Annotated in this window: 12 protein-coding genes; 7 read left to right on the plus strand and 5 right to left on the minus strand. The window is 74.0% G+C overall.

The window, feature by feature from the left end:
* Nucleotides 1–64: 64 nt before the first annotated feature.
* From EXE46_RS10755 to EXE46_RS10765, 3 genes are all read left to right on the plus strand, one after another.
* The gene (locus EXE46_RS10755; RefSeq protein WP_137688396.1) at nucleotides 65–1,744 is read left to right on the plus strand and encodes a histidine kinase N-terminal 7TM domain-containing protein; all 1,680 of its coding nucleotides are present in this window, start codon (nucleotides 65–67) and stop codon (nucleotides 1,742–1,744) included.
* Nucleotides 1,741–2,775 carry a hypothetical protein gene (locus tag EXE46_RS10760; RefSeq protein ID WP_137688397.1) on the plus strand — a complete coding sequence of 345 codons (1,035 nt, stop codon included), beginning with the start codon at nucleotides 1,741–1,743 and terminating at the stop codon, nucleotides 2,773–2,775. Before EXE46_RS10755 ends, EXE46_RS10760 begins: the two co-directional genes overlap by 4 nt.
* 75 nt (nucleotides 2,776–2,850) lie before the next feature.
* Entirely contained in the window at nucleotides 2,851–3,348 is a 498-nt protein-coding gene (locus tag EXE46_RS10765) for a PaaI family thioesterase (protein ID WP_137688398.1), read from the plus strand.
* Here EXE46_RS10765 and EXE46_RS10770 read toward each other — a convergent pair.
* From EXE46_RS10770 to EXE46_RS10785, 4 genes are all read right to left on the minus strand, one after another.
* Entirely contained in the window at nucleotides 3,318–5,339 is a 2,022-nt protein-coding gene (locus tag EXE46_RS10770) for a molybdopterin biosynthesis protein (RefSeq protein WP_137688399.1), read from the minus strand. The two genes, EXE46_RS10765 and EXE46_RS10770, sit on opposite strands and share 31 nt — an antisense overlap.
* Entirely contained in the window at nucleotides 5,336–6,598 is a 1,263-nt protein-coding gene (glp, locus tag EXE46_RS10775; protein ID WP_137688400.1) for a gephyrin-like molybdotransferase Glp, read from the minus strand. Before glp ends, EXE46_RS10770 begins: the two co-directional genes overlap by 4 nt.
* A 95-nt stretch (nucleotides 6,599–6,693) precedes the next feature.
* Nucleotides 6,694–7,602: a PHP domain-containing protein gene (locus tag EXE46_RS10780; RefSeq protein WP_137688401.1), complete on the minus strand. Its 909-nt coding sequence runs from the start codon at nucleotides 7,600–7,602 to the stop codon at nucleotides 6,694–6,696.
* 88 nt (nucleotides 7,603–7,690) lie between these two features.
* Nucleotides 7,691–9,229 (minus strand): HPP family protein, encoded by a 1,539-nt coding sequence (locus EXE46_RS10785; RefSeq protein ID WP_137688402.1) that lies wholly within the window; start codon nucleotides 9,227–9,229, stop codon nucleotides 7,691–7,693.
* Nucleotides 9,230–9,400: 171 nt separating this feature from the next.
* Between EXE46_RS10785 and EXE46_RS10790 the strand changes: the two genes are divergently transcribed.
* Nucleotides 9,401–9,922 (plus strand): nucleoside deaminase, encoded by a 522-nt coding sequence (locus EXE46_RS10790; protein ID WP_137688403.1) that lies wholly within the window; start codon nucleotides 9,401–9,403, stop codon nucleotides 9,920–9,922.
* 35 nt (nucleotides 9,923–9,957) lie between these two features.
* Entirely contained in the window at nucleotides 9,958–11,067 is a 1,110-nt protein-coding gene (locus EXE46_RS10795; protein WP_241981537.1) for a carbohydrate kinase family protein, read from the plus strand.
* A gap of 21 nt (nucleotides 11,068–11,088) precedes the next feature.
* Here the strand turns inward: EXE46_RS10795 and EXE46_RS10800 are convergent, their stop codons facing one another.
* A complete protein-coding gene (locus tag EXE46_RS10800) occupies nucleotides 11,089–11,916 on the minus strand; it encodes a BtpA/SgcQ family protein (protein ID WP_137688405.1) in 828 nt (275 codons plus the stop codon).
* A gap of 76 nt (nucleotides 11,917–11,992) precedes the next feature.
* Between EXE46_RS10800 and EXE46_RS10805 the strand changes: the two genes are divergently transcribed.
* A complete protein-coding gene (locus EXE46_RS10805; protein ID WP_137688406.1) occupies nucleotides 11,993–12,457 on the plus strand; it encodes a hypothetical protein in 465 nt (154 codons plus the stop codon).
* 93 nt (nucleotides 12,458–12,550) lie between these two features.
* Nucleotides 12,551–12,904 carry a 4a-hydroxytetrahydrobiopterin dehydratase gene (locus tag EXE46_RS10810; RefSeq protein WP_137688407.1) on the plus strand — a complete coding sequence of 118 codons (354 nt, stop codon included), beginning with the start codon at nucleotides 12,551–12,553 and terminating at the stop codon, nucleotides 12,902–12,904.
* Nucleotides 12,905–12,916 lie beyond the last annotated feature (12 nt).

The following is a 12,916-nucleotide window of genomic DNA, read 5'->3' on the forward strand; positions in this document are numbered from 1 at the left end:
GGCGGCCCGTTCGCCGGCGCGTGACACAACAGTTTTGTCGGCTCTGGAAGTGGTTCAGGTATCGATGAGCGACCTCGGCGCGCTGCCGGTCCAAGCGTACCTGACCGCCTGCCTGTTGGCGGGGGTCATCGGGCTCTGGCTCGGCCGGGTCGCGTGGCGCGAGCGCGACGAGCCCGGAGGGATCGAGGTCGCACTCTACCTGCTGTGCGGCGGCGGCGTCTCCCTCCTGTACGCGCTCCGCGTCGCCGCGACCGGCGAGGTCGCGATGACGGTCGCGCTCAACATGGCGACGCCGCTGTTGGGCGCGCTGCCGGTCCTCTGGATCCTCTTCGCCTTCGCGTTCACCGGGCACGACCGCTGGCGCACGGAGAACCGGATCGTCGCGCTCGCGGCGCCGGCGTTCGTCTGGGTCCTGCTGGCGTGGTCGAGCGGCACCCACGGGCTCGCCCGCCGCTCGGTGACGCCGGTCACGGACGGGTCGTTCACGCTGCTCGGGTACGGGCTGGGCCCCGTCGGGGGCGCGTTCGTCCTCCTCGCGTACGGGCTGTGCGTCGCCGGCGCGGTCCTCGTCGTCGACCTCTACGAACGGACGGGGAACCGGTACCGACTCCAGACGTTCGTCGTGCTGCTCGGCACGCTGTTCCCGTTTCTGGCGGGGATCACGACCGTCGTCGACGTGGGGAGCTACCCGCACCTCTCGTGGCTGCCGACGGCGTTCGTGATCCACGGCGTGTTCCTCTACGGCACCGTCTTCTGGCTCGGGACCCTCGACGCCGCGGTCGTCGCGCGAGACACCGCGGTCGAGGTGATGCAAGACCCCGTCATCGTCTCGGGCTCCGACGGGCGCATCCGCGACCTGAACCCCGCCGCCGAGGCGCTCCTCCCGCCTGACGCGGTCGGATCGTCGCTGTCGGCGGTGTTCCCGCGGCTCGAGACCGGCGTCGAACACCCGATCACCATCGGCGACCGCCAGTTCGACATCCAGGAGAACCCGATCACCGACCCGCGCGGCACCGACCGCGGCCACGTCTTCCTGCTCCGCGACGTCACCGCGCGGGAGCGGCGACAGGCAGAGCTCGAACGCCGGGAGGCCGAGCTCGAACGCCAGAACGAGCGCCTCGCGGAGTTCGCCGGCGTCGTCTCGCACGACCTCCGGAACCCGCTCGCCGCCGCGTCCGCGGCCGTCGAACTGGCCCGCCAGCGCGCGGACGACCCGGACGGACCCCTACAGCGGGCCGCGAACGCCCACGAGCGGATGGACGACATGATCGAGGGCCTGCTCGCGCTGGCGACCGCGGGGGAGACGGTCGACGACCTCGACCGCGTCTCCCTCGACGGAACCGTCAGGCGCGTCTGGTCCCGGCTGGAGACCGGAGACGCGACGCTGACCGTCTGGGGCGGAGACGCGACCGTGCTGGCCGACCGCGACCGCCTCGAACAGCTCGTCTCGAACCTCTTTCGCAACGCGATCGACCACGCCGGCGAGGACGTCACCGTCACGGTCTCCGTCGAGCGCGACGGCGACGGAATCGCGCTCGCGGTCGGCGACAACGGTCCCGGAGTCCCGGCCGACGAGCGCGAGCGCGTCACCGAACGCGGGGTGTCGCTCGGCGGCGGCACCGGGCTCGGGCTGGCGATCGTCGGCGACATCGCCGAGGCGCACGGGTGGACGCTCTCGGTCGCCGAGTCCGACGCCGGCGGCGCGCGGTTCGTGATCGGCGGGATGGAGGCGGCCGACGCGTGACGGGCGGGCCGACCGAGGCGCCGTCCGACGCGGCCGACGACTCGGACGCTCCCGGCGGTCGGTCGGACCCGACGGTGACGCTCCCGGCCGGCGTCGTCGACCGGTACGAGAAGTTCTCGCGGTTCAACTCTCCGTACCCCGCTCACGACCGCGGCCGCGCCGTCGACCTCTACCCGGGCGACGGGGTCGGCCGTTCTCCGGTCGCCGGGACCGTCAGCGCGGTCCGGACCGTCGGCTGCCCGGACCGCGCGTACGCGGCCGACGAGGACCACCTGATCGTCGTCGACCTCGCCGACGAGTGGTGCGCCCGCGCCGGCGTGCCGGCCGGCACCGTCGCCCGGATGCTCCACGTGATCCCCGAGGTGGCTCCCGGCGATCGGGTCGCCGTCGGCGACGCGCTCGGGCCGACGACCCGCTCCGGGTTCTTCGGGCAGTGGGTCGACGACCACGTCCACCTCGGCTTCCGACCGCCCGACGCGAACCCCCTCCGAGCGAGCGGGTCGCTCCCGGTCGCGGTGGACGTCCCCGTCGAACCGGTCGCGTGGGACGGGAGAGGGACCGTCGTCGAGCGCGGACCGACGCACGTCGTGTTGCGCGGGCCGCGTCGCCGGAGCGCACGCGGCTCGTTCGCCGCGCTCGCGAGCGACGAGGGGGTTCCGCTCGACGGCGGGCTGACGCACTACGCGGGCGGCGGGACGTTCCGAAGCGCCGACGCGGCCCCCGTTGCGAGCGACGCGGCCCCCGCGACGCCCGCGGCGCGCGTGACGGAGGACGCGGCGCTGTCGCTCTGCGGGACCGAAGTCGGGACGGTTCGAACCGACGACGCCGGCGCCGGGGCGCCCCGAGTCGAGTGGGCGCCGGTCGACGTCCTCGCGAACGGCGAGCGCGTGACCGGCCTCTCGCTGTTCGCGTCGCGCGCCGACCGGTTCGGCGTCAAGGTGGTCTGTCCGGACCGCGAGTTCCCGATCGGCGAGTCGGTGACGGTCGAGATCGTCCGGAGCGACGACCCGATCCGGCTCGGCGTCGGCTGAGCGCGGTCGTCAATCGGTCGCCGGTTGTCGCGCGTTTCCGGGGGGTACAAGCGGTCCGGGCGTATTCCCCGGAACATGGACCGCACGGAGATCGCAGAGATGGAGCCCCTCCCGGAGGGGGCGACGGAGTTCGTCAGGCGAAAGCTCGAAGACGATCACGGCTACCTCTCGTGGCTGAACACGTCGGTCGAGACGATCGAGCGCGGCCGCGTCGTCCTCTCTATCCCGTTCGACGAGAAGCTCACCAACGCCGACGGACAGACGATCCACGGCGGCGTCGCGGCAACGCTGATCGACACCGCCGGCGGCGTCGCCCAGCGGACGACCTTCGAGGACCCGCTCGACGGCGGCGTCGCGACGGTGAACCTCAACGCGAACTACCTCCGGCCCGCGAACGGCGACCTCCGCGCGGAGGCCGAGGTGGTGCGGGCGGGCGGCTCTATCGGTGTCAGCGAGATGACGGTCACCACCGCCGGGAACGGGGGAGCGGCTCGCGGAGGGGACCGCGGGAGCGACGGGAGCCGCTCGGAGGTCGTCGTCGGTCAGGGGTCGTTCCGGCTGTTCCGCGAGTAGCCCGGGAGGTCGCGCAGGATCGCGTCGAGGGGGGATTCCGCCCCGTCGTCACCGCCGTCACCGCCGAGCGCCGAGGAGAGCGCTGCGACCGGCTCGCGGTCGACGCGCTCGGCGGCCGCCCTGACGACGACCGACTGCTCGCCGAGCGGGACGAAGTCGCAGCCGAGCCGGTCGGCGGTCTCGCGGAGGCCGAGGCCGGCGTCGGCGTCGCCGGCGACGACCGCGCGGACGGGGCTCTCGAACGCCTTCGCCGTGCGCCCGTAGCCGTCGATCCGCTCGGCGAGCGCGCGGCGGTCGGTGTCCCGCTCGCCCGCGAGGTCGTCGAGCGCCGCGTCGAGGCCGCGCCGGAGTCCCGAAACAGTCGGGCGGTTCCGGAAGCGGAGGTCGCGGTCGACGAGGTCCGCGAGCCCGGTCACGCTCTCCGGGTTTCCGTCCGGGACGACGAGCCCCCACTCGCGGCTCCAGCCGCCCAGTTCCTCGGCGTCGACGTCGCGGTCGGTCGGCCCCGCGGTCACCGCCACGTCGGGGACGCCGTCGCGGAGGCGCCGGAGCCCTTCGCGCGAGCCGACCGCGAGGTATCGGGGGTTGTCGAGACGGTCGAGTAAGCGATTTAGCGCGGGGTCGTCCTCGCCGACGCCGAGCAGCGTCGGCGGCCGCACGTCGGGCGAGAACAGGTCGACGGCGACCGTCTCGCCGGCGTCGAGGTACTCCGTGTCCGGGTCGACCGCGACGACGCCGTCGGCCTCGACGAGGCTCGTCGTCGCCCCCGAGCCCTTGTCGACCGGGTAGACGAGCGGGCGGTCGTCGCCCGCCCCCGTCGCGCCCCCGTCGAGGTCGAGCAGACCGACCGGCATCAGCCGCATTCGGCCCTCGCCGTAGCGCTCGCCGACGCCCATTCGGCCCTCGACCGTCGCCGTCGCGGGCTCGGGCTGGCCGGCCGCCTCGCGGATCGCGGGCGCGACGAACGTCCGGAAGATGGTGAGCGCGGACACCGGGTAGCCGGGGAGCCCGATGTAGGCGGACTCGCTTCCCCGGGAGGCGTCCGCCTCGTCGGTCCGGTCCAGCCGCCCGACCAGCATCGGCTTTCCGGGCTTGACGGCGACGCCGTGGAGGAGGAGGTCGCCGCGCGCCTCGATCACGCGGTAGATCACGTCGACCGCGCTCGCAGAGGTCGATCCAGACGACAGCACGAGGTCGCACTCGTCGGCCGCCCGGCGGAGCAGTCGCTCCATCTCGTCGTAGTCGTCGCCGGCGTGCGGGTAGAGAACGGGCTCGCCGCCCGCCTCCTCGACGCCCGCCGCGATCGTCGTCGAGTTCACGTCGTAGATCTCGCCGCGGTCCGGCTCGATCGCCTCGCCGGGGCGAACCAGCTCGTCGCCGGTCGAGACGATCCCGACGCGCGGCCGCCCCTCGACCGGGACCTCGTCGACACCGAGCGCCGACAGCAGCCCGATCTCGCGGGGCGTCAGTCGCGTGCCGGGGCCGAGCGCGCGGGCGCCGGCCGCGATGTCGGTCCCGGCGGTCATCACGTGGTCGCCCGGCGCGACCGACGTGCGGACCGCGATTCGGGAGGGCTCGCCGTCGGCGGCGGCATCATCGTTTCCTCCGTCGATCTCGTCCGTCCGCTCGACCATCACGACCGCGTCCGCGCCGTCGGGCATCACCGCACCGGTGGATATCTCCGCGCAGGTCCCCGGCTCGACGGTCACGTCGGGCGCGGCGCCCGCGTGGACCGCGCCGACGAGGTCGAGTTCCGCCGGGTCGGCCTCGTCCGCGCCGAAGGTGTCGCGCGCCCGCACCGCGTACCCGTCCATCGACGCGCGGTCGAAGCCCGGCACGTCGATCGCGGCGTCGACGCGCTCGGCGAGGACGCGGCCGCGGGCCTCCCGCAGCGGCACCGTCTCCGGGGCGGGTGAGAGGTCGAGCGACGCGATCGCGTCGCGGGCGGCCTCGGGGGTCGCGAGGTCGCGGAACTCCTTGCGGTCGCTCATTCGGTCACCTCCCAGAGCTCGACGTCGACGGCCTCGCCCGCGTCGAGCCCCTCCCGCGGCTCGGGCACGACGACCCAGCCGTCCGCGAGCGCGACGCTGGAGAGGATGCCGGAGCCGCTGGCGCGCGTCGGGGTCGCGGTCGGGAGCGCGTCGGCGTCCCCCTCGTCGGCCGAGCCGTCGCTCCCCTCCTGCCCGGAGAGCGTCACCCGCGCGAACGTCCGCACGCCGGGCTCGCTCGCCACCTTCCGGCCGAGCGTCGCGCGCCGGGTGGGGAACGGCTCGGCCTCGGTTCCGCCCGCCCGCTTCGTCGCCGGGCGGAGGAACTGCGCCGCGTTGACGATGCACGCGACCGGGTAGCCGGGCAGCGAGACGACCGGCGTCCCCTCGGCGCGGCCGAGACAGACGGGGTGGCCGGGCTTCAGCGCGACGCCGTGGACCAGTACCTCGCCGAGGTCGTCGACGACCTCCGGAAGGAGGTCCCGCTCGCCGACGGAGGAGCCGCCGGTGGTGACGACCACGTCGGCGTCGAGGTCGGCCGCGATCACCTCCCGCAGCGCGTCCGGGTCGTCGGTGACGACGTCCCGGTACCGGGCCTCGCCGCCCCAGCGCTCGACGAGCCGCGAGACGGTGAGCCCGTTCGTCTCGATCACCTCGCCCGGACCGGGGTCGGCCTCGACCAGCTCCTCGCCCGTGGGGATCACCGCGACCTCCGGGGGCTCTCGAACCGGAACGCGGTCGAGACCGACCGACCGCAGGAGTCCGAGATCGGACGGTCGCAGGACGTGCCCCGGCTCGAAGAGCCGCTGCCCGTCGGCGACGTCCTCGCCGGCCTCGCCGACGTTCTCGCCGGTCGCGACCGCGTCGAACACCTCGATCTCGTCGCCGACCGCCTCGACGTGCTCGATCATCGCGACCGCGTCCGCGCCCTCGGGCACCGCGCTGCCGGTGTGGACGCGGGCGGCCTCGCCGGGCGCGACCGCGTCGGCCTCGACGGGCTTGGCGGCGAGGACCGCGGGCGAGCGGTCGCCGGCGCCGAAGGTGTCACTCGCGCGGACGGCGTACCCGTCCATCGCGGCCCGGTCGTACCCCGGGACCGGCGCCGGCGCGTCGATCGGTTCGGCGACGACGCGGCCGTCCGCCGCCGCGACCGGGACCGACTCCGTCCGGTCGTGGGGCGTGACGGCGTCGAGTAGCGTCGCCCTCGCGTCCGCGACCCGGGTCCGTCGCTTGAACCCGGACTCGCGTCTGTCGTGGCTCATGCGATCCCATTCGCGGCCGCGGCCAAAAACCCCGTTCTCCCCGTCCCGTCGCGGGGGCGATCGGTCCGGGGCGACGCCCCGCACCGGCGGCGGGCTCAGGCGAACCAGGAGAGGAACCGCCGGGTGCGGTGGACCGACTGGAGCGCGGCGACCTTCGCCGCCACCGCCCCGTCGACGGCGGTCCGCTTGGTGGCCCGGGCGCCTCGGGTCGCGCCGGTCCGGGCGTAGTACGCCGACCGGCGGCCGGCCGCGCCGACGTAGTGTTTCGCCGCCATCCGGATCGGCGCGCGGCGCCCCTCGACGGTCGTCGTGCCGCGGCGGATCGCCGCCAGCACGTCGTCGGCCGTGACCTCGTGGACCGATTCAACGCCCTCTACCGTCAGCTCCGTGAACGCCCGGCCGACGTACTGGAGGTGGTGCGCGTCGCTCGCGGCGACGCCCGGGTAGCCGTGCTCGGCCGCGAACCGCCGCGCGCGGCGGTTGCGGTACCCCGTGAACAGCCACGCGTTGAACACCTCGATCGCGTCGACCTCGGCGACCGGCGCGGCGGGGTCCGCTCCCGCGCCCTCGCTCTCGGGGGCACCGTTCGCCTCCGCGTCCTCGGCCGCGTCTCCGGGCGGTTCGGGAACCGGGATGTTGCGCTGGCGGACGCCGTGGCGCGAGCGCTGGAACGGGTGGGGAACGATCGCGACGCCGCCGCGCTCGCGGACCCACCGGACGGTCTCTGCGTAGGGGCGGCCGCGCGGGGGCATCCGCTCGACGCCGATCGCCAGCAGGTGCCCGTGCGCGGTCGACACCTCCACGCCGGGGATGCCGATCAGTCCGTACTCGGGGGCGATCTCGGCGGCGCGCTTCGACTCTCGGATCACGTCGTGGTCGGTGATGACGACCGCGTCGAGCCCGATCTCGGCCGCGTGTTCTAAGATCAGTTCGACCGGCTCGTGCCCGTCGTAGCTCCCCTCGGAGTGGACGTGCGGGTCGACGCTGACGGTGACGCGGGACACGCCCGGACTACGCGGCGTGGAGTATATAAATGGCAGAACAATCGTCGGCGGCCGAGGTTCGGGTTCGCCGCGCGCGTCGCCGATGGTCTCACCCCTCCCGCGACACCCACACGTCGCGGTCCGCGTCCCCGCGGTCGACGATCGCCACGTCGCACTCGATGTCCTGAATGCGCTCGAAGGTCGGCGGCGAGACGAGCCGCGAGGCCACGGAGCGGTCCCCGCTCGATCCCATGAGGACGAGGTCGTAGGCGTCCGCGTTCGCGCCGAGGAACGCCGTCACCTCCGACCGCGCGACCCGCGTCTCGACCGGCCCCGCCGCGGTCTCGACGAGGTTCGCCAGCTTCGTCTCGGCCCGTCTGCGGTCCGACTCGGAGTCGATACAGGTACAGACGCTCACCCCGCCGTTTCCGCCGGCCAGCCGCTCGGCGAAGTCGATCATCGCGTGGGCCGAGTCGCCGGGGCGGGCGACCAAGACGAGGACGCGCCGCCAGCTGTCGATCCCGGTCGTCGACCGGAACGCGACGGCGTCGAGGGGACCGGCGAAGACGCCCCGAGTGAACGACGAGAGGAGGCCGTCTTCGGTCTCGTACGGCGTCACGAGCAGGTCCGAGTTCGTCGCGCGGGCGGTCTCGACGGCGACCCGCGTCGGATCGCCGTCGGCCGCGACGACCACCTCGCACGGCACGTCGAACCGCGCTCGGATCTCCGTGGCGCGGCGTTCGAGTCGCTCAGCCGCCGTCGACGCCGCTCGGTCCGTGACCGCGTCCTCGAAGTCGCCGTCGAACGACTCTCGCACCGAGTCCGGGAGATCCTCCGGCGTCGCGGCGTCGTGGTCGGCGAGCACCGCCCGCTCCGCGGCCGCCATCTCCGCGTCGTCGACGACGTCGAGGAGCACGACCTTCCCGGCGTCGTGCGCCGCCGCGAGCCCCGCTCCGAAGAACGCGGTCGCCTCGCTCGTCTCCCCGCGCATCGGCACCAGCACGTGGTCGTCGGCCTGCGTCGTCCCGTAGAGATAGCGGGCGCGCTCCTCGTAGAACCGCGTGCGCCAGACGGTGAACGCGCCCGCGACGAGACCGCCCGAGACCGCGACGCCGACGACGTAGGCCGCCGCGGGGTCGACGGCAGTGCCGAACACGAGAACCGCGTCGCCGCGCGCGCTCACGAGGACCAGAAGCGCCGTCGAGAAGGCGGCCGGCTCCTCGACGTCCGCCAGCCACGTCAGACCGCCGCAGAGCATGACCGACAGCCCGGCGCTGAGCGGACTGATCGCGCCGGCCGAGACGCCGCCGACGCCGAGCAGCGAGAGCTCCAGCGCGACCCACCCCGCGAGCGCCCCCGCCACGAGGCCGCCGACGAACGTCCGCGGCGAGGAGTACTTCCCCTGCGGGTCGGCGAAGAGCGTGTACGTCCCGGACGCCAGCGGCGGGAAGAGGAGAAACGAGACGTCGGTCAGGTTCGTTATCTGGGTGACGAGCGCGATGAGCACCGGCACGAGCAGCAGCGTCGTCAGGTGGAGGAGGTTGGTCGTGTCCTCGGCCCACTGCCGGAGCTCCACCAGCTCGCGGCGTTCGATCCGACGCGCCCGCCGGCGGGCGGCGACGAGTTTCGCTCGCACCCTATCGAGCATTACCCCCGTTTCACCCGTAGCGGTCAAGAGCGTGGCGGAGCGTCCGACGCGACCGCCGAGCGCGAGAGTCGGTCGGAGTCCGCGGTCCCGAGGCTGCCGGACGACGACCGCACGAACCTGGCGGACGACGATGGTACCAACCGTTAGGTACCCTGAGGCGAACAGGGGCGTATGACCGACGCGGACGCGTCCGGCGACGCAGGCGAGTTCCACGACCTCGACGACCTCCCCGACGACCCGACCGACCGGGAGTACGTCGAGCGGACTATCCGCCTCGCCGAACAGGCGGTCGAGGCCGGCAACACCCCGTTCGGCGCGCTGCTCGTCGTCGACGGCGAGGTCGTCGGCGAGGCGCAAAACGAGACGCGGACCGAGGCCGACGTGGCGGCGCACCCGGAGCTGACGCTCGCGCGGTGGGCCGCGCGCGAGCTCGACGGCGACGAGCTGGCGGACTGTACGATGTACGCCAGCACGGAGCCGTGCCCGATGTGCTCGACCGCGATCCACTACGCGGGGATCGGGCGCGTCGTCTTCGGCGTCGACGGCGAGACGCTCGGCGAGCTCTCCGCGGACGTGGTGCCGATCCCCTGCGAGGAGGTGATCCGGCGCGCCGACGGCGAGACGAGCGTCGAGGGGCCGATCGCCGTCGAGGCCGCGATGGCGGTCCACGACGACTTCTTCCGCGAGCCGTGACGGCCGGATCTGGCGGCGGGGGCGACGAGGCGAAAATCGACGCGGGAGACGTAGACGCCGGCGACGACGGGACCGCCGCGATCCTCTCGGTCGGCGCCGCGGCGATAGACGAGTGGTACGCGGTCAGCAACCTCCCGGAGCCGGACGGCGGCGCGTTCGCGAGCGAGGTCACGTCCGCGTTCGGCGGCGTGGGAGCGAACGTCGCGGTCGCGCTCGACCGCCTCGGCCGCGACGCGGGGCTCGTCAGTCGCGTCGGCGACGACGAGTACGGGCGGCGCGCGCTGGCGTACCTCGACAAGACCGGCGTGGACGGGACCCACGTCGCGGTCGGCGACGACCCCAACATCCGGTCGCTCATCCTCCGGGACCCGGACGGGGAGCGCGCGATCGTCACCGCCGGCGAGAGCTACCGCGGCCTCCGACTCGACGACGACGCGCTCGCCGCGATGGCCGAGGCCGACGCGGTCTTCCTCACCGCCTACACGCCGGACCGCGCTTCGCGGCGGGTTCTCGACCGGGTCGAGTCGCTGCGGGAGGAGACGACCGACTCGGGTGACACCCCGCCGGCGCTCGTCTTCGACCTCTCCGGAGCCGTCGAGGAGCTGGTCGGGCGCGGGACCGAGCCGTCGACGGTGTTCCGGTTCCTTCACCGGGCCGACCTGTTCGTCGCGGACGGGGTCGCCGCCCCCGCGTTCTTCGGCTCGGCGGCCGACGCGGTCGAGCGGATCGCGGCCGCGCAGACCGCAGCGGCCGACGCCGGCAGCGAGTCGGGGGCCGAGCCCCGGTCTCGACGCGGTCCGACGTGGCCGCGCGCCGTCCTCACGCACGGCGCGGACGGGATGACGGCGATCGCCGGCGGCGAGGTCTCTCGGCTCGACGCGTTCGACGTCGAGACGGTCGACGCGACCGGCGCCGGCGACGCGTTCACCGCGGGGCTGATCGACCGGTGGATCGCGGGAGAATCGCCGTCGACGCCCTGGACGGACCGGGCCGGGCGCGACGCCGTCGCCTCCGGCGTCAGGTTCGCGGCCGCGGTCGCCGCGATCAACTGTACGAGCCGGTTCACGCAGCCGGGGCTTCCGAGCCGGGACGAGGTGGAAGCGTTCCTCGCGGAGCGCGGGTTCGGACCCAACGGGAGCCGGTAGCGGGGTCCCCGGCCGGCCGACTCACCGCACCGCGTCGGCGGCCGCGACGAGGTCCGCGACCCGGTCGGCGTCGACCGGCGCGGTCGTCTCGCCGTCCCGCTTGAGCGCGGTGCCCACGATGGCGCCGTCGGCGACGGAGAGCAGGTCGGCGACGGTCTCGGGCGTGACGCCGCTGCCGACGAGGACGGGCGTGTCGAGCCCGTGGCGGTCGCGCTCGTCGACGACCGACTCCAGCGCGTCGGCGTCGACCGCCTCGCCCGTCCCGGAGCCGGAGGCGATGACGGCGTCGGCGAGACCGCGCTCGGCGGTGTCCGCGAACGACTCGGCGGTGTAGCCCGCCGGCGTCAGCGGCGCGGAGTGTTTCACGTCGGTGTCAGCGAAGACGCCGACGTCGACGCCGAGGCGGTCGCGCAGGCGGAGCGTCTCGTGGGCGCGCCCCTGAACGATTCCCTGATCCGTCACGCGAGCGCCGGTGTGGACGTTCACGCGAACGAAGTCGGCGTCGACCGCGGCGGCGACCGAGAGCGCGGCCTCGGCGTCGTTCCGGAGGACGTTGATCCCGATCGGGAGGTCCGTCTCGGCCGCGACCGCGGTCGCTGCGCGCGTCACGGCCGCGACGACGTGCGGCGGGACCTCGTCGGGGTAGAACGGCGCGTCGCCGAAGTTCTCGATCACGATGCCGTCGACGCCGCCGCGGTCGAGCGCCCGCGCGTCGCTCGCGGCCCGGTCGACCGCCGCGCGCATCGCCTCGCGCCCGTCGTCCGGCGCTCGGGGGGAACCGGGAAGGGGCGGGAGGTGGACCATACCGAAAAGGGGCGTCGACGTGCCGAAGGTGGATTCGAACTCCATCGTCGGGGCGACGTCCCGGCCGGTGATAAGCCTCTCCACAGCGTTTAGGCGCCCCCGTCCCCTTGCGACGATCGACATGGGAATCGGCGCGACGGAACCCGGCGACGGCGACGTGACGCTCGTCTTCTCGCTCGGCGCCGCGCGGTCGCTCGCGGACCCGGCCGCGGCGTTCGCCGACGCGCGGCGCTGGAGCCGCCACGTCGGGATCGTCGCGAACGAGGCCGACCGGGTCGCGGCGTTCGCCCGCGACCACGGGATCGACAACGACTACGAACTCGCGAGCTGGGACAAGTGGGGCACCCTCGCGGACGTCCGCGAGGAGAGTTCCGCTCCCCGCTGCGTGTTCGTCGGCACCACTCGGGCCGACGAGCGCGTCGCCACCGAGACCGGCTACGAGTACCGCTCGATCGTCGAGGCCGCCGAAAAGGCCGGTTGGGATCTCTCCGATCCGGGGGCGTCGGATGCCTCCGAAACCGGAGGCACCGGGCGCCTCGCCCGACTCCGCCGCGCGGTCCGCGACGCGCTCTCGCGGTTCCGGTGACACTCGGTCCGCGCTTGCCGCCGGTCCGCCGCTCGCCGCCGGTCCGCCGCTCGCCCGCGGAAGGTACAAACCGCTCGTCGTCCAACGTGGGGTATGTCCTCACCGCTCGCGGACGAGCCGGTCGAGCCGGCCGGCGACGACGCGGAACCGCTCGACGCAGACGAGTACGCCGAGTTCCTCGACGAACTCGGCGACGCGTGGGAGGTCGTCGACGACCACCACCTAGAGGCGGGCTACGAGTTCCCCGACTTCGAGACGGCGCTGGCGTTCACGAACGACGTGGGCGAGCTCGCCGAGGCTGAGTGGCACCACCCGGACATCTCGCTCTCGTGGGGCGAGGTCGGGATCGAGCTGTGGAGCCACGAGGTCGGCGGGCTCACCCGCGCCGACTTCGTGATGGCGGCCAAGATGGACCGCCTCTACGCCGACGCCGACGCGGCGGAGTGACCCGGTCGCCCG

Source organism: Halorubrum sp. GN11_10-6_MGM, assembly GCF_005435165.1.
Lineage (GTDB): Archaea > Halobacteriota > Halobacteria > Halobacteriales > Haloferacaceae > Halorubrum.